Source organism: Pseudarthrobacter sp. NCCP-2145 (assembly GCF_023708005.1).
GTDB lineage: Bacteria > Actinomycetota > Actinomycetes > Actinomycetales > Micrococcaceae > Arthrobacter > Arthrobacter oxydans.
Map to the genome: position 1 here is coordinate 60,314 of NZ_BRCG01000019.1, position 22,265 is coordinate 82,578.

A 22,265-nucleotide genomic window follows, 5' to 3' on the forward strand; every position below is an offset into this window, starting at 1 on the left:
CTATCCGGCTGCAAGGGCAGCTGGCTGGCGGAAATCGGCCACGTCTGGGCAACTTCCTGCCAAAAGACTCCGCCCAGGGGCTATTGCGGCGCCGCCCATTCCAGCAGGCGTTCCACGGGCCACGTGGTGATGATCCGGTCCGCGGGGACGCCGTTCTTTTCCGCGCGCTCGGCACCGTACTGCAGGAAGTCGAGCTGGCCGGGTGCATGGGCATCGCTGTCGATCGAGAACAGGCAGCCGGCGTCCAGGGCGAGCTGGATCAGGGGATCCGGCGGGTCCTGGCGTTCCGGCCGAGAGTTGATCTCCACGGCGACGTTGTGTTCCGCGCACGCCGCGAACACTGCTTCTGCATCGAAGTCGGACGGCGGCCGCGTACCGCGCTGCCCCTCCACGAGGCGCCCGGTGCAGTGGCCCAGGACGTTGGTGTGCGGGTCCTGGATGCCGCCGAGCATGCGGCGGGTCATGGTCCTGCTGTCCGCGCGCAGCTTTGAATGGACGCTGGCAACCACAATGTCCAGGCGGTCAAGCAGTTCCGGGTCCTGGTCCAGTTCCCCCGATTCCAGGATGTCCACCTCGATTCCGGCGAGCAGCCGGACCGGCCTGCCCGGCTGGCCGCCGTCGCTTGGAACGGGGCCGGCATTGATTGCCTCCACCACGTCCAGCTGCCGGAGCAGGCGTTCGGCGGAAAGCCCGTTCGCAATGGTGAGGTTGGGGGAGTGGTCTGTGAGGGCGAGGTATTCCCTTCCCAGCACCCCGGCGGCAGCCACCATCAGCTCGATGGGGGAGCCGCCGTCGGACCATTCACTGTGGCTGTGCAGGTCTCCCCGCAGCATCCCGCGGAGTTCCTCCCCTCCGGACGCCAGCGGCGCGGCACCCTTTTCCCGGAGATCCGCCAGGTACTCCGGAACCTGGCCCTCCACCGCCTGGCGGATCACCTGGTAGGTCCGGTCGCCGATGCCCTTCATCGATTTCAGCCGGCCGTTTCCGGCGCGCGCGGCCACTTCCTCCGGCGGCAGCGCGCTGATGGCCGCCGCTGCCTTGCGGAATGCCTGGACCTTGAAGGTGGCAGCGCGTCCGCGCTCCAGCCAGAAGGCGATCTCATTGAGTGCTGCTACGGCATCCATTCGTCCATCTTCACCCGTCCCGCCCGCTCCGTGCCGGTGTTTTTCGCCGATTTTGGATAATTCCTGCCTAGGCCCTATAGTTTTAGAGTCCAGTTCGGAGAAACGCAAAGGACAAAGACGGAAAGCCCAGCTTGACGCCTTTTTATTTTGTTCCGGACGGGTTCTGGCCCCCATCGTCTAGCGGCCTAGGACACCGCCCTTTCACGGCGGCGGCACGGGTTCGAATCCCGTTGGGGGTACGCAAGGAACTGGTCAAACAGGCAGAAAATGTCTGGTAGGCTGGAAGCCTTGAAAAAAGCGGTAGAGATACCGCGGAAGCAAGAAACGCAAGGCCCTGTAGCGCAGTTGGTTAGCGCGCCGCCCTGTCACGGCGGAGGTCGCGGGTTCAAGTCCCGTCAGGGTCGCTCTGATTGTTGGAAGAGATTCCGGCTGTCATGGTGACTAGTCACCTAGGCTCTGTAGCTCAGTTGGTAGAGCGTTCGACTGAAAATCGAAAGGTCACCGGATCGACGCCGGTCGGAGCCACCACTGGGAAGCATCAGTTCTTCGGAACTGGTGCTTTTCTTATTTTCCGGGCCTACAGTTATAGGGCCGCACGGAGCTACGTCTCGATCCGGCATCAAAACCCCACGGGCCCGGCCATCCTCCCGCCGATGGCTTTTCAGGTTCCGTAAACTTGCAGGCTGCACCGCCGCGGACACGCGGCACCAGCACAACAAAACACCCGAACAGACGAACGTACACGAGACGAATCTGCACAAGCAGTCTGAGCGCCTACAGCGCATAAGGAGAAACTGGGAATGTCCGCCTCATCCGGCACCAGGACCATCAGCCAACCACCCGGGGAAACACCTCCCGCCGTCAAGAAGGAGGAGGAACAGCCCCCCCAAACCGACGGCCCGCAGCTCGCGCGGTGGGTCTTCTGGCCGGCAGCCGCCGTCATCATCGTTTTTGTCCTCTTTGCCACGATCTTCCCGGCGGCTGCCACCGATCTGTTCACCGCCATCCAGGGCAACGTCATTCGGTGGTTCGGCTGGTACTACGTTGCAGCCGTTGCGCTCTTCGTGGTGTTTTCACTGTGGATCGGACTCAGCCGCTACGGCGATATCAAGCTGGGCCAGGACGATGACGAGCCCGAGTTCTCGGTGGTGTCCTGGTTTGCCCTGCTCTTCGCGGCGGGCATGGGCATCGGCCTTGTCTTCTTCGGTGTGGCCGAGCCCCTGAACCACTTTGCCGCGCCCCGGCCCGGCGTCGAAGGTTCCCCGTTGGAGCTTGCCCAGCAGGCGATGACGCAGACCTATCTCCACTGGGGCCTCCACGCCTGGGCCATCTACGTCGTGGTGGGTGTATCAATCGCCTACGCCGTGCACCGCAGGAACCGCCCCATCTCCATCCGCTGGACGCTGGAGCCGCTCCTGGGCCGCAAGCGCGTTTCCGGCGGCTGGGGCAACCTGATCGACATCGTGGCCCTGGTAGGCACCCTGTTCGGCGTTGCCACCTCACTGGGCCTCGGCGTCCTGCAGATCTCCGCAGGACTTGAGCAGGCCAACATCGTCCAGGCCACCACCATGACGCAGATCGGTCTGATCCTCTGCATCATCACGCTGACCATCATTTCGGTGGTATCGGGCGTGGGCAAGGGCATGAAGTGGCTCTCCAACACCAACCTGGTCCTGGCCGCGCTGCTCATGCTGGTGGTGCTGTTCACCGGCCCCACGCTGTTCCTGCTGCGCGAGTTCGTGCAGTCGATAGGCCACTACTTCCAGAACGTCGTAGGCCTGACGTTCAACACTCTCGCCTTCTCCGGCGCTGAGGGCGAGGCGTGGCAGGCCGCCTGGACCACCTTCTACTGGGGCTGGTGGATCTCCTGGGCGCCGTTCGTGGGCATCTTCATCGCCCGCATTTCCAAGGGCCGCACCGTCCGCCAGTTCGTGGCCGGCGTCCTCCTGGTACCCACCGCCATGGGCTTCCTGTGGTTCTCCGTCCTGGGCGGCGCCGCCATCCACCGCGAACTGTTCGGCAGCGGCGGGCTCATTGGCGACGACGGCACCGTGGACACCGAGGGCGCACTGTTCAACCTGCTGGGCAGCCTGCCCGGCGGGGTTGTCCTTACCGTGGGTGCAATCCTCCTGATCGCCATCTTCTTCATCACGTCGGCGGACTCCGGTGCGCTGGTGATGGGCATGATCTCCACCGGCGGCGACGTGGAACCCAGGAACTGGCTGCGCATCTTCTGGGCGCTGGCCGCCGCGGCCGTTGCCATCGCCCTGCTCCTGGCCAATGGACTGCAGGCGATCCAGACCGCCGCCATCCTCACCGCCGTGCCCTTCAGCGTGGTGATCATCCTGATGTGCATCTCCACGGCCAAGGCCTTCCACCGGGAACACGAGACCCTGATGCGCGCACAGCGCAAGCTGGCCCGCGACCAGATGGCGGCCCATGTCACGGAGCAGGTCCAGGACTCCATGCATGACTCCGTCCAGGAGCATTACCAGGAGCACGTGGCCGAACAGATCCACGACTCTGTCCAGGAGCACTACCAGGAGCACCTGGCGGACCAGGTGCAGGACCAGGTCAGCGAAGCCGTGGAGGCGCAGCTGAGCGAACGCCTGGCCGCAGGCGAGGCCGCGGACCCGGCGCCGGGAGGACAATCCAGGACGTAGTCAAAGCACCGGACGTAGCCGGTTCCGGCCCCTCAGGGAGGCACCAGTCCAGCCGGACGGGTGCCTCCCTTTTTGTGCCCGGGCACCGGACCGGAGCCCGGGCAAGAGGTGGCATTTCTCACCTTTGCACCCCCTCGAAGGCAACATTTGATCTCGGCGGAAGGTTGTGGCACGCGCGCGTCAGGGGTTAGGTGTAAGCGCTTGCGCAAAATCGGCCCAGCCCCGGAAAGGGGTGATGAAACCTGGTTTGATCTCTCCCTCGGAGGCTGCTTACGGTGGAGCCACGGCCAGGAAAGCACCACAGTTCCGGGCCTCTTCTACGGGGACCACCCAACCCCGTTTTCCCCTTGATACAACGGCGTCCCCGATGACGCCTGCCGTGTCGCCGGGGGCCGCCGGAGTTCGAAGGGCATGGGCATCCGCCCGTCTTCCACGAATAGTTTCAACTCCGCGAGAAGAGCAACAATGCACAAGCACCCCCAATCACCCCGGATGCTGCGGTGGCGCCCCGCCGCCGCAGCACTGGCCACAGCCGTTGCTGCCTCGGCCTTCCTGGCCGTTCCCTCAGCCCAGGCCAACGAGCCGGCCGATCCGCCGGCCGCCGAGCAGATGCCGGCGCCCACCCCCGGTTTCCCCCTCCCCACGGAACACACGCAGGAAGCCTTCGACCCGGCGTCGGACTTCACCTCCAAGTGGACCCGCGCCGACGCCAAGCAGATCATGGCGCAGAGCGACCCCACTGTTGCCCCTGGCGAGAACTCCATGAGCCCGGACGTCACCATGCCGGAGATCCCCGAGGATTTCCCCACCATGAACGAGGACGTGTGGGTCTGGGACACCTGGTCACTCACCGACGAAAACGCGAACCAGATCAGCTACAAGGGCTGGGACGTCATCTTCTCGCTCGTTGCTGACCGCCACGCCGGCTATGGCTTCGACCAGCGCCACTGGAACGCCCGCATCGGCTACTTCTTCCGCAAGACCAACGCCGACCCGGCCAAGGACAAATGGAACTACGGCGGCCACGTCTTCGCCGATGGTGCGTCCATCGGCAACACCGAATGGTCCGGCTCCACCCGCCTGATGCAGGGCAACCACGTGAACGTGTTCTACACGGCCACCACGTTCTACGACATTGCCGAACGGAACGCAGGCGGCGGCGGCATCGCCCCGGATGCGTCCATCGCCAAGGCCCTGGGCAAGATCCATGCAGACGAGAATGGCGTCACGTTCGACGGCTTCGAGCACACCAACCTGCTTGAGCCTGACGGAAAGATGTACCAGACCAAGCAACAGAACCCGGGCTTCGCCTTCCGCGACCCCTACACCTTTGCCGACCCTGCCCACCCCGGCAAGACCTTCATGGTCTTCGAAGGCAACACCGGCGGCACGCGCGGCGAGTACGAGTGCAAGCCCGAAGACCTCGGTTACCGCCCCGGCGATGCCAATGCCGAGTCCGTTGACGAAGTCAACAGCAGCGGAGCCTACTACCAGACAGCGAACGTGGGCCTGGCAGTTGCAGACAACAAGGACCTGACCAAGTGGTCCTTCCTGCCGCCGATCCTCTCAGCCAACTGTGTGAACGACCAGACCGAGCGTCCGCAGATCTTCATCCAGAATGAGGGCGGCAAGAACAAGTACTACCTGTTCACCATCAGCCACCAGTTCACGTACGCCGCCGGCATGCGCGGCCCGGACGGCGTCTACGGCTTCGTCGGCGACGGCGTCCGCTCGGACTACCAGCCGATGAACAACAGCGGCCTGGCCCTGGGCTCGCCCACGGACCTGAACCTGCCGTCGGAGTCCCCTGAGGCACCCACCCCGAACCAGAACGGCCGCCAGTTCCAGGCGTACTCCCACTACGTGCAGCCCGGCGGGCTGGTCCAGTCGTTCATCGACAACGTGAACGGCGTACGCGGCGGCTCGCTGTCACCCACCGTGAAGATCAACTTCCGGGACGGCATCTCGCAGGTGGACCGCAGCTTCGGCCAGGACGGCCTTGGCCCGTTCGGCTACCTGCCCACCAACCTCCGCGTTGGCGGCGAGGGCCACTACAAGTAAATCCGACTGCCCTTGAGTGCAGTCCAGCTACAGGCAGGGACGTCCGGATCACGGGCGCCCCTGCCTGCTGCCGTTAAGGCACCGCCGGGGATAGGGTGGGATCAACAGAAGGGGGAGTGCCTGATGGAATACCAGAACTCACAACCCAGCCAGGGGCTACAGCAGCGTGCCGCGCCGGTTCCCGTACCCGGCCCCGGCCGGACCGTTATTTCCGAGACAGCCGTCGCCAAGGTGGCGGGCATAGCAGCCCGTTCCGTCCCCGGTGTCTATTCCTTGGGCTCTGTCCCGTCACGCGCACTGGGCGCCATCCGCGACGCCGTTGGCAGCTCCGACCATGCCGCCGGGGTGCGGGCCGAAGTCGGCGAAACGCAGGTTGCCGTGGACATCAGCCTTGTGGCCAGCTACGGGACACCGCTCCACTCGCTCGCCAACCAGGTCCGCGCCGCTGTCTACCGGGCGGTGGAGGAACTCGTGGGGCTGCAGGTGATCGAGGTTAACGTTGAAATCACTGACGTCTACATTCCCCCTCCGGTCAAACCCGCCGTTTCCGGACCGGCTGACGTTTCCGGCAGTGCCGGAAGGGAGGCGCTGCTGTGAACCTCACCGTGGCCGGCGCAGCAATGGGCGCGTTCGTCGCCTTCATGTCCCTCCAGTTCGGGCTATGGGGCTTCCTGGTTTCCCTCCTTTTCATGGCCATCGGGGCACTGCTGGGCCGGGCCGCCGAAGGGAAGCTGGACCTGCGCGGGGTCATGGACGCCATCATCGGCCGGCGCTCGTCCTCATGAGCTCCACAGCCCCGGCCGTCCGGGGCCAAGAGCTGAGCGGCCACAACCGCATCAGTACCCAGGCCCTGACAAGCCTCGCCAAAGCCGCAGCAGCCCAATTCCTCGGCGTGGAAGCCGACGACGTCCGCGCTGACTGGTCGGACGACGACGGCATGCTGGCGCTGTCCCTCGTCGCGCCCATCAGCATGCCCCCGCTGAGGGCGGTGGTCCTGGATCCCTTGCGCGTCGCGGGAACAGGAGGTTCCATTTGGGACCGGACCGTCAGGGCAAAGGCGGGAATCCTTGCCACGGTGGCGGAGCTTAGCGGTTCCGGGTTGAGCCGCGTGGACATCAGGATCACCGGGGCAAAGATCAGTGAAGGGGGGCGCGTGCGATGAGCCGCCGCGTTGAGGGCCAGGGCCCGGACATGGACCGGATACTGCGCCGTGAAACCCGGTCATCGCGTGCTGTGGTGGCCACCGCAGCCGCCGTCCTGGTCATGGTCCTTGCGGCCTACGGACTCCTCGAAGCAGCAGTCCATGCCATAGGGCAACCGGCCTGGCTGATCGAGCCGCAGGTGGCAGCAGAGCGCCTGGTTGCGCTGCCGGCGGGAATCCCTCCCTTGCTGCTGGGCGCCATTGGAGCGGTACTGGCAATGGCCGGCCTGGTCTTCCTCCTTAATGGGGTTCTGCCCGGACGCCGCGCCCGCCACCTTATGGGTGGCGGCAGGGACGCCGCAGGCCCGGCCGTTGTGGTGGACGATGAAGTCATTGCGTCCTCGCTGGCACGGCGTGCCCGCCTTGCTGCAAACGTCACGCCGGAACAGGTCATGGTGGTGGTCTCAAGGCGGCAGGTAGTGGTGAACGTCCGGCCCACCTCCGGCGTGCCTGTGAACCAGGACGCGGTCCTCGCGGCAGTCCGGAGCGAAGTGGATGCCATGGCGCTGGATCCCTTGCCCGAGGTGCGGGTGAACGTGGCAACCTCCGGAGTGATCGGCGCATGAACAGTACCCCCACCCTTCTCAACCGGATCCTGGTCGCGGCCCTGGGACTGCTGCTGCTTGGAACGGGCGTCCTGCTGATGTTGCTGGCGGCAGTGCCCGCGGTGGGCTCCTGGTGGCGGTCCTGGTCCGCGGACGCATGGAGCGGAATCAACGCGGCGTTCAACGCAACCCGGTTTCCGGGACGGCCCGAAAGCTGGCTGTGGATCCTGGTGGCGCTGGCCCTGCTGGTGGTTATCGGCCTCATGGTGGCCTGGGTTGCCCAGCAGGGCAAAGGACGGGCCGATGTGCTGGCCGTCGAGTACGATCCCGGTGAGGTCCCGGGAGACGTGCGGATCGGCGGGGGAGTGGCTGAGCAGGCGCTGAAACATGCCCTCGCGCACCGTCCGGACCTTGCCGGCGCCACGGTGACCACCTACGACGTCAAAGGCGCACCCGCGTTGAAGGTCCGGCTCCTTCCGCGGCAGGGCGTGGCCCCGCACCTGCTCGCAGACGAGGTGTCTGTGCTGGTATCAGCCCTGGAACAGGCCGTGGGAAAGGACATTCCCGTGCTGATCCATATCGGAGCCGGAGCGCGGACGCGCTTCCGCAGGGCAGAGCGCGTCCGCTGACCGTCCTTAGTTCCTGGTCAGGTACACGGCGCAGTCCACGGGGACCTCATGCATCAGCTCCCACTCCGCGGCGGGCTCCGGTCCGCTGAAGAGCGCCACCGACCAGCCGTCGGGTACGGGCGCGGACGCGAAGCCCATGTTGGCGAGGACCAGGACGTCCCGGTTGTGGAAGGCCAGCAGGCCGCTTTCCGGTGCATGGACCTCCGCCCACGCCAGCGAGCCCGTGCCGAGGCGCCGGGCGGACCGGAAGGCGAGGGCGGCGCGGTACAACTCCAGGGTGGAGCCTTCCTCGCCCTCCTGCTGGTCGGCGGCAAGTGGCCCAAATTCTGCAGGCTGCGGAAGCCAGGGGGACGCCGGTTCGCCCGGGAATGAATCCGCAAAGCCGAAACCGGGCTTGTCCGCAGCCCACGGAAGCGGTACCCGGCAGCCGTCCCGTCCGGTTTCTGCGCCCTGGGTACGGAAGAAGGTGGGGTCCTGCCGCGCCCCGGCCGGAAGCGTGGTGTGCTCAGGAAGCCCCAGTTCCTCGCCCTGGTACAGGTAGGCGGAACCCGGCAGCGCCAGCTCAACCATGGTTGCGGCCCGGGCCCGGGCCAGCCCCAGGGCCGTGTCCGGCTGCTCATCGTCCGCGGCGATGCCTTTCGGGAACGTGGTGGGATCCGTGAGACCGAAGCGGGTGGAATGGCGGACGGTGTCGTGGTTGCTGAGCACCCAGGTGCAGGGGGCACCCACGGCTTCGGCCGCCTTTAGCGACGCGTCGATTGCCTCGGCCATGCGCTCGGCGTCCCAGCCGGCCATCAGGAAATCGAAGTTGAAGGCCTGCTGCATCTCATCCTGCCGGACATAGAGCGCCAGCCGCTCGGCCGGTTCCACCCAGGCCTCGGCCACCATCATCCGGTCGCTGCCATACTCCGACAGGACACGGTGCCAGTCCCGGTAGATGTCGTGCACGCCGTCCTGGTCGAAGAAGGGCGAGGGCGGATACACGGGGGACACCGCGCGGTGGGGTTCCTCGGCATCAGTGTGGGCGCCGGGTGCATCGCCGGGAGGTGCCGGTTCCCTTCGCACTTCAGAGGTGCCTTCCACCATGGCGGCAACCCCTTCCCAGTCCGGAAGGCCCTGCTCCTTGACCATGCCATGGGCAACATCCACGCGGAATCCGTCAACGCCTCGGTCCAGCCAGAAGCGGAGCACCGAGCGCATCTCCTCCCGGACTTCCTCATTTTCCCAGTTCAGGTCCGGCTGCTTGGTGTCAAAAAGGTGCAGGTACCACTCTCCGGCTGAGCCGTCGGCTTCGGTGACCCGGGTCCACGCCGAGCCGCCGAAAATTGACTTCCAGTTGTTGGGCGGCCGCTTGCCGTCACCGGAACCCGGCACCTCGTCCTTTCCCGGGCGGAACATGTAACGGTCCCGTTCGGGGGACCCCGGCGGGGTGCCGAGTGCTGCCCGGAACCAGGCGTGCTCGTCCGAGGTGTGGTTGGGGACGAGGTCCACGATGACCTTCAGTCCGCGCCGGTGAGCTTCCTGCAACATGGCGTCGAAGTCCTCAAGGGAGCCGAAGAGGGGGTCCACCTGCCGGTAGTCGGCCACGTCATAGCCGCCGTCGGCCTGGGGCGACTTGTAGAACGGGGAGAGCCAGATGGCGTCCACGCCCAGCTGTTCCAGGTAGGGCAGGCGGTCCAGGACCCCGCGCAGGTCCCCCATCCCGTCCCCATTGCCATCGGCGAAGGAGCGGGGGTAGATCTGGTAGACGACGGCGTCCGCCCACCATTCGCCGGTCTGGCCAGAGGCAGGAACGCTCGGCTTGGACATTAGGTTCCTCTCAGATAACTTTTTGATGTAAACGCTTGCATTGCCGACAGCAACATTACTAGTGTGATGGTCACCACAACAACCTCACCAAACAACCGCACTGTCGACTTACTTGTCACTCAGCGAGGAGCTTCAAGCTAATGAAAACCCCTAGATTCCTACTTCCGGCTGCCACCGCCGGTGTCCTGGCCCTGACCCTCACCGCCTGCGGCGGGGGAGGTGGCGGCGGAACCACGGGAGGCGGCAGCGACGCCGAAGCAAACCTCGAGGGCCGCGGCCCCATTACGTATGTCCAGGGCAAGGACAACAGCAACGTGGTCCGTCCCCTGCTCGACAAGTGGAATGCTGCGCACCCCGATGAGCAGGTGACGTTCAAGGAGCAGACTGACCAGGCAGACCAGCAGCACGATGACCTGGTCCAGAACTTCCAGGCCAAGAACGAAAACTACGACGTCGTCAGTGTTGACGTCGTCTGGACTGCAGAATTTGCCGCCCGCGGGTGGCTGCAGCCGCTCGAAGGCAACATGGCCATCGAGACGGACGGCATGCTTGAGCCCACCATCGAGGCAGGCTCGTACCAGGACAAGCTGTACACCGCGCCTGTTTCCTCCGACGGCGGCATCCTCTACTACCGCAAGGACCTGGTTCCCGAAGCTCCCAAGACCTGGGACGAGATGATGGGCATGTGCTCCATCGCCAAGGAAAACAACATCGGCTGCTACGCCGGCCAGTTCAAGCAGTACGAAGGCCTGACGGTTAACGCATCAGAGGCCATCAACTCCGCGGGCGGCTCCGTGCTCGGCGACGACGGCAAGCCCAACCTGACCACTCCCGAGGCCGAGGAAGGCCTGAACAACCTGGTTGACGCCTTCAAGAACGGGAACATCCCGGCCGAAGCCATCACCTACCAGGAAGAGGAAAGCCGCCGCGCGTTCCAGGAAGGCAAGCTGCTCTTCCTGCGCAACTGGCCTTACGTCTACAACCTGGCCACCACTGAAGGTTCCTCCCAGGTGAAGGACGTGCTGGGCATGGCTGCACTTCCCGGCAAGGATGGCCCGGGTGCGTCCTCGCTCGGCGGACACAATGCCGCCATCAGTGTCTACTCCAAGAACAAGGCCACGGCCCTGGACTTCGTGAAGTTCCTGATCGAGGAAGAGCAGCAGAAGTTCTTCGCCACCCAGGGTTCGCTGGCTCCCGTCCTTGGTGACCTCTACGAAGACCAGGAACTCGTTGCCAAGCTGCCGTACCTGCCGGTCCTGAAGACCTCCATCGAGAACGCCGTGCCCCGCCCGGTCACCCCGTTCTACCCGGCGGTCACCCAGGCCATCCAGGAGAACTCCTACGCTGCCTTGAAGGGCGAGAAGTCCGCTGAACAGGCCTTGGCCGATATGCAGAAGTCCATCGAGTCCGCCGGCGCAGGATCGTAGCTCCATCATGGCAACCGAATTGGGCCCGACGCCGGTAAAAGGGCCGGCGTCGGGCGGGACCCCGGTCCACCACGGACCCAAGGGCGTAGGGGAAGACAACAAGATCCTCAGCCAGGGCAAGTGGGCCACTTGGCTTCTTGCACCGACCATCATTGCTCTGGGCATTGTGATCGTCTACCCGATCATCAGTGCCATCGTCATGTCGTTCCAGAAGGACGCCGGGCTTGATCCGGCGACAGGGCTCTTCACCGCCGGCGGTCCCGCCGGCATCCAGAACTACGTGAACTGGCTGGGGCAGCAGTGTGCCGCCCCCGGCGGCGGTACCGTCGCCTGCCCGCCCGGCACGCTGGGCGGCCAGTTCTGGTCAGCCACCGGAACAACCTTCCTCTTCACCGTCATCACTGTCACCTTTGAAACAATCCTTGGTTTCTGGATGGCCATGATCATGGCGCGCACCTTCAAGGGCCGCGGACTCGTCCGGGCAGCAGTGCTGGTTCCGTGGGCCATCCCCACCGCCGTCACCGCCCAGCTGTGGCTCTTCATCTTCGCCTTCGAGGGCATCGCCAACAAGCTGTTCAACGCCTCCATCCTGTGGACCGGCAGCGAGTGGCCGGCCAAGTGGGCCGTGATCATCGCGGACACCTGGAAGACCACGCCGTTCATGGCGCTGCTGATCCTTGCTGGCCTGCAGATGATTCCGGCGGACGTCTACGAGGCTGCCAAGGTGGATGGTGCCACTGCGTGGCAGCGCTTCCGGCTCATCACGCTTCCGCTGGTGAAGCCAGCGCTGATGGTCGCCATCCTGTTCCGCACCCTGGACGCCCTCCGTATGTTCGACCTTCCGTACATCCTCACCGGCGGTGCCAACAACACCACCACGCTGTCCATCCTGGTGATCAACCAGATCAGGCAAGGGTTCAATTCAGCGGCCGCCTTGTCCACCATCACGTTCATCATCATCTTCCTGGTCGCATTCATCTTCGTCCGGTTCCTTGGTGCGAACGTCGTAGAGCAAAGCGGAGCCACCGGTAAGGGGAAGAAATGACAACCACAACTGCCTCCAGGGAACTGCGGGCACGGCAGGACAAAGGCCGCAAGGCCGCCCAGAACCGGGAAAAATGGGCGCAGGCACGCACGTACATCAGCGCCGTCGTCATCCTGATCTGGTGCCTTGCGCCGGCTTACTGGATGGTGGTGACGGCGTTCCGCGAGGTGGGCTTCACCTACGACACCTCGTTGCTGCCCACCCACGTGACCCTGGACAACTTCGCCACTGCCTTCGACACCTCGTTCGGCAACCGGTTCGGCCAGGCACTGATCAACAGCGTCTTCATCGGCGTGACGGTTACGGCCATCTCGCTCCTGATCGGCGTCTTCGCCGCGTACGCACTGGCGCGCTTGAACTTCCGGTTCAAGTTCCTGGTGCTGGGCTTCATCCTGGGCGCCTCCATGTTTCCCGGCGTTGCCCTGATCACGCCGCTGTTCCAGCTGTTCACCAACATCGGCTGGATGGGAACGTACCAGGCGCTGATCATCCCGAACATCTCCTTCGTCCTGCCGCTGACCGTCTACACGCTGACGTCCTTTTTCCGCGAAATGCCGTGGGAGCTGGAGGAATCAGCCCGTGTCGACGGCTGCACGCAGGGCCAGGCGTTCCGGAAAGTGATCATGCCCCTGGCAGCTCCGGCGATCTTCACCACGGCGATCCTGGCGTTCATTTCCTCGTGGAACGAGTTCCTGATCGCCAGCCAGCTGTCGAATGACGCCACGCAGCCGGTCACGGTTGCCATCGCCAGCTTCGCCGGTGCCCAGCCCAACCAGATCCCCTACACGGCCATTATGGCCGCGGGCACGATCGTCACCATTCCGCTCGTAATCCTGGTGCTCGTCTTCCAGCGCAAGATCGTGGCCGGCCTTACGGCAGGTGCGGTCAAGTGACGGGTGACGCTTCCCGCTCCCGCCCCACGGGGGCGGGAAGCGATCGCCGTCGGGCCAGGTCCGGCGAGGATTTTGACATCATTATCGGGTTCCTCGGCTTCTGGGCCCTGGTCCTGTTCGTGGTCACCCTCTGGATGGAGGTGACGGCCCAGCCCGCACTTGGCTGGGCGTTGGGCCTGCTGGCAACGCTGCTGGCGCTGTACGGCATGGTACGGCTGCGGCGGCGCCTGCCGGACCGGAGGTAGCACTCCCGGCGGTTCGGACGCGGGCGCTGGCCTCCCGCCAGGCAGGTAACACTGCGACGCAAGGCGGTGCCCGAATACCATTGCAGGGGGCATCGCACAGAAGCAGGGCGCATGCCTGCAGGGAGTACATGAGGGGACACCGTGGCACGCACAAGTGAAAGGTCTCAACGGGGCGGCCACAGCGGGGTCAGCATCGAAGACGTAGCGGCCGCAGCAGGGGTGTCCACCGCCACAGTGTCCCGGGCGGTCCGGGGACTGCCCCGGGTGTCACCGGCAACGCGGCAAAAGATCCTCGACGTCGCAGGGGACCTGGGTTATGTGGCCTCCAGCTCCGCCTCGGGCCTTGCCACCGGCCGGACCAAGACCATCGGGGTGCTGGCGCCTTTTGTGAGCCGGTGGTTCTTTTCCAAGGCCATCGAAGGCGCGGACCGGGAGCTGCACGCCCGCAACTACAACCTTTCGCTGTTCAACCTGGGCGGGCACGGCAGCAACCGGGAACGGCTCTTCAGCAAGACCATGGTCTACAAGCAGATCGATGCGCTGCTGGTCCTGTGTATGGCGCTGACCCATGAGGAACTCGAGCACCTGCAGAAAATCGACATCCCCCTGGTGGTGGTCGGCGGCCACGTCGAGGAATGCGCCTACATCGGGATAGACGACTATGCGGCAGCCTCCACGGCCGTCCGCCACCTGATCGACCTGGGCCACCGCGACATTGCGCTGCTGCACGGCGACGACGAGACGGACCTGAACTTCGACGTTCCCCGCGTGCGCATCCTGGCATTCAAGGACGTGATGACGGCGGCCGGGCTCCCCACCCGGCCCGAATGGGACGAATGGGGCGACTTCACGGTCCGCAGCGGACAGGCGGCCTTCCGCAGGCTCTGGTCCAAACCCGGGGCCAAGCCCACCGCCATCTTCTGTGCCTCGGACGAGATGGCCATGGGCGTGATCTTCGAAGCCTCCCGCCTCGGGGTCCGGGTGCCGGAAGACCTGTCCGTCGTGGGAATCGACAACCATGACTTTGCTGAGGCCGTGGGCCTGACAACGGTGGGCCAGCGGCCCGACGAACAGGCCGAGCTGGCCACCAAGATGCTCCTTGATGAACTGGACGGGCAGGTTGGATCGGTCCAGTCCGCCGTCGCGCCCCATGAACTGATTGTCAGAAGGACGACGGCGCCGCCACAGTCCTAGGTGCATCCATCCGCGGTTGCAGCTTCAGGAGGCGCGCGCCAGCTGCCGGATGGGAATCCAGCGGGACGCTAGGCGTCGGTAGGCTGCAGCAGCGCCGGTCATGTCGCCCTCCGCGAGGCACTCGATGCCCAGCCTGATGTCCATGGGGGATTCGTCCGGGTACACCTTGTCCGCCACTGCTCCGTAATCGAGCTCCACCATCGAGTCCACGTGGAACATCTCAAGCCACTCGGTGAGCTGGGCAAGATCGTCCAGCATGTCCAGGTCCGGCGCCGCCAGCGCCAGGTTGGCCACCGCGTAGCGGGCACGCTCCAAGGCCTCGGTGATGGGCGCCCACACCCGCACCGTAACGATCCGCCCCCCGGACTCCACAACGTCCTTGTGGTCCGACTCCATGAACAGCGAGAACCAGCTGAACGGGATTCCCCACGTGGATGCCCGGGTGTGCACGCGGGTTGAGCCGTCGCGGGCCTTTACCTGGTCAATCCGTTCCTGGTGCTTGTCCCGCTGTTCCTCGGGGATCAGCAGTTCCGCCAGCGGGCCGTGGATGCCCTCCATCAGTGCGTTGGCGGCCAGGCCGGCGCGCAGCACCAGCTGGCTGGGGCAGTACAGCAGCACAGGCTCGGCGCCGGCTCCGTCAGCGGATGGTTCGCTGTCACTCCCTGCGACAGGTGCCGGGGCGGTGGTGACGCGCACCAGGTCTGTGCGTCCGGTGGGGAAGGGGTCGCCTCCGGAGCGCGTGATGCGCCCCAGGGAGGCAAGCAGTTCGGCGTTTTCGACGGCGGCGCGGGAGGCGGCACGCGCCCCTGCCTCCTGGATCGCCTTGCGTTGCTCTTCGGGGAAGGCCTCCAGCGGTTCGTAGACGCGCAGGGTTGACGAGAATGGCAGGCCGGCCTGGCCCCGGTAGAGGTTTCCGGTCACGACGGCCTCCTTGCGTGGGTCCAGGTCGCAGTCATCAGTCCGCCAGTTCCACCAGCACGGGTGCGTGGTCCGAAGCGCCCTTGCCTTTACGCTCCTCGCGGTCGATCGAAGCGCCGGTGACGCGCGCTGCCAATGCCTGTGAGGCCAGCACGAAGTCGATCCGCATGCCTTCCTTCTTGGGGAAGCGCAGCTGGGTGTAGTCCCAGTAGGTGTAGACGCCCGGTCCCGGTGTGTAGGGACGCACCACGTCGGTGAAGCCTGCCGACTCGAAGGCGTGGAAGGCGGCGCGCTCCGGCGGGCTGACGTGCGTGTACCGGTTGTTGACGAAGAGGTCGATGTCCCACACGTCCTCGTCGAAGGGCGCTATGTTCCAGTCACCCATCAGGGCCACCTGGGCACCCGGGTCCTGCGTGACGAGCTCCTGGGCGTGGGTCTTCAGGCTCTCCAGCCACTTGAGTTTGTAGGGCATGTGTTCGTCGTCCAGGGAACGGCCGTTGGGGACGTAGAGGCTCCAGATGCGGATTCCGGCGCAGGTTGCTGCCATGGCGCGGGCCTCCTGGACCGGGTCCTTGCCCGCCTTGCCGAAGGAGGGCTGGTCCAGGAACGTCCGCTCAACGTCCTCCAGCCCCACGCGGGAGGCGATGGCAACTCCGTTCCACTGGTTTACGCCGAAGTGGGCCACCTCGTAGCCCATGCGCTCAAAGAGTTCCCACGGGAAGTTGTCGTCCTTGCATTTGGTCTCCTGGATGGCCAGGACGTCGCAGTCGCTGCGCTGAAGCCAGGCCTCAACGCGGTCGGCGCGGGCACGGAGCGAGTTCACATTCCAGGTAGCTATCTTCACAGTTCCTAACCTACCTTGAGCGCCGGAAATGCGGACCCGGAAGTGCCGCCGAAACGGGGCACAACGGCGCGGACACACCGCCGCACGCAGCTCCCTTCGGCCGGGCCAGGTCCCAATGTGCCCCGGCACGGCGAAGCCTGCCATGTGGCTGGGACAGCGGAACAGGGACGGAGCGGGGCCCGGTGGAAGTTAGTAGGAAGTCCGAGTATATTCGCAACCAGAAATGACCTGGATCACATGCGAAGGAGCGTGCAGTCATGGTCCGTGAACTCTCCCACTACATCAACGGCCAGCATGCGGCAGGCCTGTCGGGCCGCTTTGGCGACGTCTTCGACCCGTGCGCCGGCCAGGTCCAGGCGCGCGTGCCGCTTGCCGGCCGGGATGAGGTGCAGAACGCTGTTGCCGTCGCGGAGAAGGCGCAGGTGGAGTGGGCGGCCATGAACCCCCAGCGCCGGGGGAGGATCCTGCTTCGGTTTGTGGACCTGGTCAACCGGGACCTGGACGCGCTCGCCCGGTTGCTGTCCTCCGAACACGGGAAGACACTCGCCGACTCGAAAGGCGACATCCAGCGGGGCCTGGAGGTGGTGGAGTTCGCCGCCGGGGCGCCGCACCTGCTCAAGGGAGAGTTCTCCAGCGACGCCGGACCGGGGATAGACATCCACTCGCTGCGCCAGCCGCTGGGTGTCGTCGCCGGCATCACCCCGTTCAACTTTCCGGCCATGATCCCGTTGTGGAAGTCCGGCCCTGCCCTGGCCGCAGGCAACGCCTTCATCCTGAAACCCTCCGAACGGGACCCCTCGGTACCGCTGCGCCTGGCCGGGCTGTATACCGAAGCGGGCGTCCCGGACGGGGTGTTCAACGTGGTCAATGGCGACAAGGAGGCCGTGGACGCGTTGCTGGAGGATCCGCGCGTCAAGGCGGTGGGCTTTGTGGGTTCCACCCCGATTGCCCACTACATCTATGCCACGGCCGCCGCCCACGGAAAGCGGGTCCAGTGCTTCGGCGGGGCCAAGAACCACATGGTGGTCATGCCCGACGCCGACCTGGACCAGGCGGCGGACGCCCTCATCGGCGCCGGCTACGGCTCCGCCGGGGAGCGCTGCATGGCCATCTCCGTTGCCGTACCCGTGGGGCAGGAAACGGCGGACCGGCTGGTGGCCAAACTCCAGGACCGCGTCGCAGCCCTCAAGGTGGGCCACAGCCTTGACCAGGCGTCCGACTTTGGCCCGGTGGTGTCGGCCGATGCCAGGGAACGCATCGAGGGCTACATCCAGGCGGGGACTGACTCCGGAGCCACGCTCCTGGCGGACGGCCGGGGACTCAGTGTGCCGGGCCATGAGGACGGCTTCTGGGTAGGCCCCACCCTTTTCGACCACGTCACCACGGACATGGCGATCTACCGCAACGAGATCTTCGGTCCTGTCCTGTGCGTGGTCCGGGCTGCAGACTACGACGAAGCGCTCGAGCTCTGCACCAGGAACGAGTTCGGCAACGGCGTGGCCATCTTCACCCGGGACGGTGACGCCGCCCGCGATTTCGCCACCCGCGTGGACGTGGGCATGGTGGGGATCAACGTCCCCATCCCCGTGCCCATCGCCTACTACACGTTCGGGGGCTGGAAGGCGTCGGGATTCGGCGATTTGAACCAGCACGGTGCGGACGCTTTCCGCTTCTATACCAAGACCAAAACGGTGACCACGCGGTGGCCCTCGGGAATAAGGCACGGAGCCAGCTTCGTGATGCCGGAAGGAAGTTGATGACGCACAGCGCACCGCAGGGCACGGCTGATACAGGGGTTTCAGTGGACAGCCGGGAGGTGCTGTTCGAGCGCCGCGGCCGGCTGGGCGTCATTACCCTCAACAGGCCCAGGGCGGTCAACGCGCTCACGGCCGGCATGGTGGGGCAACTTTTGGAGCAGCTCACCGCCTGGGCGGACGACGACGGCGTTGCCACGGTGCTGGTGCAGGGCGCCGGAGACCGGGGCCTTTGCGCCGGCGGCGACATTGTGGCCATCTACCGGGACATGCTGGAGGGCGGGGAACGGACCGCCCGTTTTTGGGCAACCGAGTACCGGGTCAACTCCCTGATCGCCCGTTATCCCAAACCTTACGTGGCACTGATGGACGGGCTGGTGCTGGGCGGCGGCGTCGGCATATCCGCCCACGGGTCCGTGCGGGTGGTCACCGAACGCACCCGCGCGGGGATGCCGGAAACCACCATCGGCTTCGCGCCCGACGTCGGCGGGACGTTCCTGCTGTCCCGCGCCCCCGGTGAAACCGGAACCCACGCAGGCCTGACCGGCGCACACCTGGACGGAGCGGATGCGCTGTACCTCGGCCTGGCCAGCCACTTCGTCCCGTCGGAAAAGCTGCCCGCCCTGGTGGCGGCGCTGGAACACGAAACAGCGGAAGCCGCCGTCGGGCGTTACAGCACGGAAGCGCCGCCCTCGGCGCTGCAGGGACAGCGGGAATGGATTGACGCCTGCTACTCCGCGGATGACGCCGGGGACATCGTCCGGCGCCTGCGGGGCTACGAGGGCGTGGGCAGCGACGAGGCCGCTCAGGCGGCAGACGCCATCGAGGCGAAATCGCCCACGTCGGTGAAGGTCACGCTGGCCGCCCTGCGCCGCGCGAAAGGCCACACCCTCGATGAGGCCCTGGCGCAGGAGTACCGGACGGGCCTGCGGTTCCTGGAAGCGCCGGATTTCCGGGAGGGCATCCGGGCGCAGGTTGTGGACAAGGACCGAAACCCCCGCTGGAACCCGGCCACCCTGGCGGACGTGGCGCCGGAGCAGGTGGAGCGCTTTTTTGAGCCCCTGGGGAGCCGGGAACTGGACCTTCGGGGCGTGGACCCGCAGCTAAAGGAGCCTGACCATGACTGAAAAATACACTGTCGCCTTCCTGGGCCTCGGCCACATGGGCGGTCCGATGGCTGTGAACCTGGTCAAGGCAGGCTATTCCGTGGCCGGCTTCGATGTGGTGCCGGCAGCCCTCGAAGCCGCCACAGCCAGCGGCGTCCCGGTCGCGGCGGGCGCTGTTGAAGCCGTCTCCGGGGCTGACGTGGTCCTCACCATGTTCCCCAGCGGCCGGCATGTCCTGGAGGCCTATCGCGGCCAGGCGGGGCAACCCGGACTGCTGGCGGCGGCGAAACCCGGGACCATGTTCCTGGACTGTTCCACCATCAACGTGGACGAGGCCAGGGAAGCAGCATCCCTCGCCATCGAGGCCGGCCACCGCTCCGTGGATGCCCCGGTCTCCGGCGGCGTAGTGGGGGCCGAAGCAGGCACCCTCACCTTCATGGTGGGCGGGGACGCCGCAGACTTTGAGGCGGTGCGGCCGCTGCTGGACGTGATGGGCAGGCGCGTTGTCCACTGCGGTGCCCATGGCGCAGGCCAGGCCGCGAAGATCTGCAACAACCTGATCCTGGGCGTCTCCATGATCGCCGTCAGCGAGGCGTTTGTCCTGGGGGAGAAGCTGGGCCTGAGCCACCAGGCGCTCTTCGATGTGGCCTCCGCGGCTTCTGGACAATGCTGGGCCCTCACCACCAACTGCCCGGTGCCCGGCCCCGTCCCCACCAGCCCGGCCAACCGTGACTACCAGCCGGGTTTCGCCGGGGCCCTGATGGCCAAGGACCTCTCATTGGCCGTCAACGCCCTCAACAGCACCGGGGTGGCTGCCCGGATGGGCCCGCTCGCCGCGGAAATCTACGGTACGTTTGCGGCAGGGGAGGGCGCGGGAAGGGACTTTTCCGGCATCATCACCGACATCCGCGACATGTCCGGCCGCCCGGCGGGCGGCGGACCAGAGAACTCAGCAGGCAGTGCGCCACAGAGCGCAGCGCAGGACGACGGGAGCCCGGAGTGACGGAATACGCGAACATCCTTGTGGAGCAGCGGGGCCGGGTGGGCCTGGTGACACTGAACCGCCCGCAGGCACTGAACGCCCTGAACAAAGCCACCATGGAGGAACTGGTGGCCGCGGTCAAGGCGATGGATGCCGACCCCGGGGTGGGGGCGGTTGTTATTACCGGCTCCGGCAAGGCCTTCGCGGCCGGCGCCGACATCAAGGAGATGGCGGCGCAGGGCTACATGGACATGTACGCCGCCGACTGGTTCCGCGGCTGGGAAGACTTCACCAGGCTGCGCATCCCTACCATTGCGGCCGTCTCGGGATTTGCCCTGGGCGGCGGCTGTGAACTTGCCATGATGTGCGATCTGGTCATCGCCGGAGACAACGCGAAGTTCGGGCAGCCGGAAATCAACCTGGGCGTCCTGCCCGGCATGGGCGGCTCACAGCGGCTGACCCGCGCCGTGGGCAAGGCCAAGGCCATGGACCTGATCCTTACGGGGCGGTTCATCGGGGCGGAGGAGGCCGACCGCTGCGGCCTGGTGTCCCGGGTGGTGCCCGCCGAGGACGTGGTGGACGAGGCCCTGAAGGCCGCCGACGTGATCGCCTCCAAGTCCAGGCCAGTGGCCATGGTTGCCAAGGAAGCCGTGAACGCCGCCTTCGAGACCGGGCTCGCCCAGGGGGTGCTGTTCGAGCGCCGGCTGTTCCACTCCCTCTTCGCCACCGAGGACCAGAAGGAAGGAATGGCGGCGTTCACGGAGAAGCGCCAGCCGGAGTTCAGGCACCGGTAGGGGCCAGCGCCCTCCGGTAGGCGTCGACGTCCGCTGCCAGCTCCTCCGCCATGAGGTGGTTGTTAATGACGACGGCGGTCCAGGCGGCAGCGGCCGCAGAGGCCAGCACCTGGGCCTTCAGGTCCGTGACATTGCCTGCCGCCCAGACACCGGGAACGGGCGTGCCGCCGTCGGCATCCGTTTCAAGGAAGGTTCCCGCTCCGGACGGATGTTCGGACGGGGCCAGGCCAAGGCCGGCAAAGGCTTCCAGCCGGGCATGGGCGCGCGGGCCCACCACCAGCGCCTCCACGGCAATCTCCGGACCTCCGGCCAGGGCGACTCCGCGCAGCCGGTCACGTTCAACCCGGACGGCTTCGGCAGCCCCGTCCACCACCCGGATCCCGCGCGCCGCCAGTTGCTCGGATTCGGCGTCGGACGGGGCAACCCTGTTGTTCAGGAACAGCGTAATGTTGCTGCTCCACTGCCGGAAGAGCAGGGCCTGGTGCACCGACCACGGGCCGTTCCCAAGGATGCCGATGGCCTGGTCCCGCACTTCCCAGCCGTGGCAGAACGGGCAGTGCAGCACGTCCCTGCCCCAGCGCTCACGCAGCCCATCGACCGCGGGCAGCTCGTCCGTGAGCCCGGTGGCAACCAGCAGGCGCCGGCCGCGCAGCTGCGTGCCGTCGTCGAGCGATATTTCGAAGCCCTGCGCCAGGCCGCCGGCGGCAGCCACGACCCTGCCGTTGACCACGGCAGCCCCGTAGCTCTCAGCCTCCGTGCGGGCGACAGCAAGGAGCTCACCAGGGCTGATCCCGTCGCGGGACAGGAAGCCGTGGACACCTGCGGCAGGGGCGTTGCGCGGTTCCCCGCCGTCCACCACGGCGACGGAACGGCGGCTGCGGCCCAGCATCTGGGCCGCACTCAGTCCGGCAGCGCCGCCGCCAACAATCAGGACGTCATGGAGTGTTTCGAAGTTTTCAGTCATGGCTCCAATGCTGCTGCGTTCCCGTCAGGACTGGCAAAGTATTTTGCCGGAATGGCAATATGGTGCC

At 66.1% G+C, this 22,265-nt stretch carries 21 protein-coding genes and 3 tRNA genes; 19 read left to right on the plus strand and 5 right to left on the minus strand.

Going from position 1 to position 22,265, the window contains the following annotated elements; all coding sequences use genetic code 11:
• Positions 1–80 precede the first annotated feature (80 nt).
• On the minus strand, positions 81–1,124 hold the full coding sequence (locus NFU08_RS15940) for a PHP domain-containing protein (RefSeq protein ID WP_251424617.1): 1,044 nt from the start codon (positions 1,122–1,124) through the stop codon (positions 81–83).
• A 166-nt stretch (positions 1,125–1,290) separates the two neighbouring features.
• Here NFU08_RS15940 and NFU08_RS15945 point away from each other — a divergent pair.
• From NFU08_RS15945 to NFU08_RS15990, 10 genes are all read left to right on the plus strand, one after another.
• Positions 1,291–1,363 (plus strand) — tRNA-Glu (locus NFU08_RS15945).
• 91 nt (positions 1,364–1,454) lie between these two features.
• Positions 1,455–1,528, plus strand: a tRNA-Asp gene (locus NFU08_RS15950).
• Between the two features lie 48 nt (positions 1,529–1,576).
• Positions 1,577–1,652 (plus strand) — tRNA-Phe (locus NFU08_RS15955).
• 272 nt (positions 1,653–1,924) lie between these two features.
• On the plus strand, positions 1,925–3,787 hold the full coding sequence (locus NFU08_RS15960; RefSeq protein ID WP_251424619.1) for a BCCT family transporter: 1,863 nt from the start codon (positions 1,925–1,927) through the stop codon (positions 3,785–3,787).
• Positions 3,788–4,252: 465 nt separating this feature from the next.
• Positions 4,253–5,848: a glycoside hydrolase family 68 protein gene (locus NFU08_RS15965; protein ID WP_174179427.1), complete on the plus strand. Its 1,596-nt coding sequence runs from the start codon at positions 4,253–4,255 to the stop codon at positions 5,846–5,848.
• A gap of 123 nt (positions 5,849–5,971) precedes the next feature.
• Positions 5,972–6,445, plus strand: a complete 474-nt coding sequence (locus NFU08_RS15970) for an Asp23/Gls24 family envelope stress response protein (protein ID WP_251424621.1) — start codon at positions 5,972–5,974, stop codon at positions 6,443–6,445.
• Positions 6,442–6,633, plus strand: coding sequence for a hypothetical protein (locus NFU08_RS15975; RefSeq protein ID WP_251424623.1), 192 nt, complete (start codon positions 6,442–6,444; stop codon positions 6,631–6,633). The genes NFU08_RS15970 and NFU08_RS15975 overlap by 4 nt, the downstream gene beginning before the upstream one ends.
• A complete protein-coding gene (locus NFU08_RS15980; protein WP_251424625.1) occupies positions 6,630–7,010 on the plus strand; it encodes a hypothetical protein in 381 nt (126 codons plus the stop codon). The genes NFU08_RS15975 and NFU08_RS15980 overlap by 4 nt, the downstream gene beginning before the upstream one ends.
• Positions 7,007–7,615, plus strand: coding sequence for a hypothetical protein (locus tag NFU08_RS15985; RefSeq protein WP_251424626.1), 609 nt, complete (start codon positions 7,007–7,009; stop codon positions 7,613–7,615). Before NFU08_RS15980 ends, NFU08_RS15985 begins: the two co-directional genes overlap by 4 nt.
• Positions 7,612–8,223: a hypothetical protein gene (locus NFU08_RS15990; protein ID WP_174179434.1), complete on the plus strand. Its 612-nt coding sequence runs from the start codon at positions 7,612–7,614 to the stop codon at positions 8,221–8,223. The genes NFU08_RS15985 and NFU08_RS15990 overlap by 4 nt, the downstream gene beginning before the upstream one ends.
• A gap of 6 nt (positions 8,224–8,229) precedes the next feature.
• Here NFU08_RS15990 and NFU08_RS15995 read toward each other — a convergent pair whose 3' ends face one another.
• Positions 8,230–10,032, minus strand: coding sequence for a glycoside hydrolase family 13 protein (locus NFU08_RS15995; protein WP_174179436.1), 1,803 nt, complete (start codon positions 10,030–10,032; stop codon positions 8,230–8,232).
• A 140-nt stretch (positions 10,033–10,172) separates the two neighbouring features.
• Here NFU08_RS15995 and NFU08_RS16000 point away from each other — a divergent pair, with 140 nt between their 5' ends.
• The 5 genes from NFU08_RS16000 (at position 10,173) to NFU08_RS16020 (ending at position 14,836) form a co-directional block, all read left to right on the plus strand.
• Positions 10,173–11,459: an ABC transporter substrate-binding protein gene (locus NFU08_RS16000; protein ID WP_174179438.1), complete on the plus strand. Its 1,287-nt coding sequence runs from the start codon at positions 10,173–10,175 to the stop codon at positions 11,457–11,459.
• 7 nt (positions 11,460–11,466) lie between these two features.
• The gene (locus NFU08_RS16005; RefSeq protein WP_174179440.1) at positions 11,467–12,504 is read left to right on the plus strand and encodes a carbohydrate ABC transporter permease; all 1,038 of its coding nucleotides are present in this window, start codon (positions 11,467–11,469) and stop codon (positions 12,502–12,504) included.
• Positions 12,501–13,397 carry a carbohydrate ABC transporter permease gene (locus tag NFU08_RS16010; protein WP_251424628.1) on the plus strand — a complete coding sequence of 299 codons (897 nt, stop codon included), beginning with the start codon at positions 12,501–12,503 and terminating at the stop codon, positions 13,395–13,397. Before NFU08_RS16005 ends, NFU08_RS16010 begins: the two co-directional genes overlap by 4 nt.
• The gene (locus NFU08_RS16015; RefSeq protein ID WP_174179442.1) at positions 13,394–13,642 is read left to right on the plus strand and encodes a hypothetical protein; all 249 of its coding nucleotides are present in this window, start codon (positions 13,394–13,396) and stop codon (positions 13,640–13,642) included. The genes NFU08_RS16010 and NFU08_RS16015 overlap by 4 nt, the downstream gene beginning before the upstream one ends.
• A 141-nt stretch (positions 13,643–13,783) precedes the next feature.
• Positions 13,784–14,836, plus strand: coding sequence for a LacI family DNA-binding transcriptional regulator (locus NFU08_RS16020; protein ID WP_174179444.1), 1,053 nt, complete (start codon positions 13,784–13,786; stop codon positions 14,834–14,836).
• A gap of 24 nt (positions 14,837–14,860) precedes the next feature.
• Here the strand turns inward: NFU08_RS16020 and NFU08_RS16025 are convergent, their stop codons facing one another.
• Both NFU08_RS16025 and NFU08_RS16030 read right to left on the minus strand, forming a co-directional pair.
• The gene (locus NFU08_RS16025) at positions 14,861–15,757 is read right to left on the minus strand and encodes a hypothetical protein (protein WP_174179446.1); all 897 of its coding nucleotides are present in this window, start codon (positions 15,755–15,757) and stop codon (positions 14,861–14,863) included.
• 34 nt (positions 15,758–15,791) lie between these two features.
• A complete protein-coding gene (locus NFU08_RS16030; RefSeq protein ID WP_174179448.1) occupies positions 15,792–16,598 on the minus strand; it encodes an exodeoxyribonuclease III in 807 nt (268 codons plus the stop codon).
• A 257-nt stretch (positions 16,599–16,855) separates the two neighbouring features.
• On the opposite strand from NFU08_RS16030, the gene NFU08_RS16035 reads away from it, so the two are divergent.
• The 4 genes from NFU08_RS16035 to NFU08_RS16050 are packed head-to-tail and all read left to right on the plus strand — an operon-like array spanning position 16,856 to position 21,234.
• Complete coding sequence (locus tag NFU08_RS16035) at positions 16,856–18,355, plus strand: CoA-acylating methylmalonate-semialdehyde dehydrogenase (RefSeq protein ID WP_251424631.1); 1,500 nt, start codon at positions 16,856–16,858, stop codon at positions 18,353–18,355.
• The gene (locus tag NFU08_RS16040; RefSeq protein WP_251424633.1) at positions 18,355–19,479 is read left to right on the plus strand and encodes an enoyl-CoA hydratase/isomerase family protein; all 1,125 of its coding nucleotides are present in this window, start codon (positions 18,355–18,357) and stop codon (positions 19,477–19,479) included. The genes NFU08_RS16035 and NFU08_RS16040 overlap by 1 nt, the downstream gene beginning before the upstream one ends.
• Complete coding sequence (gene mmsB / locus NFU08_RS16045; RefSeq protein WP_174179458.1) at positions 19,472–20,461, plus strand: 3-hydroxyisobutyrate dehydrogenase; 990 nt, start codon at positions 19,472–19,474, stop codon at positions 20,459–20,461. Before NFU08_RS16040 ends, mmsB begins: the two co-directional genes overlap by 8 nt.
• On the plus strand, positions 20,458–21,234 hold the full coding sequence (locus NFU08_RS16050; protein WP_174179459.1) for an enoyl-CoA hydratase: 777 nt from the start codon (positions 20,458–20,460) through the stop codon (positions 21,232–21,234). Before mmsB ends, NFU08_RS16050 begins: the two co-directional genes overlap by 4 nt.
• On the opposite strand, the gene NFU08_RS16055 is transcribed toward NFU08_RS16050, so the two are convergent.
• A complete protein-coding gene (locus NFU08_RS16055; protein ID WP_174179460.1) occupies positions 21,221–22,198 on the minus strand; it encodes an NAD(P)/FAD-dependent oxidoreductase in 978 nt (325 codons plus the stop codon). The two genes, NFU08_RS16050 and NFU08_RS16055, sit on opposite strands and share 14 nt — an antisense overlap.
• Positions 22,199–22,265 lie beyond the last annotated feature (67 nt).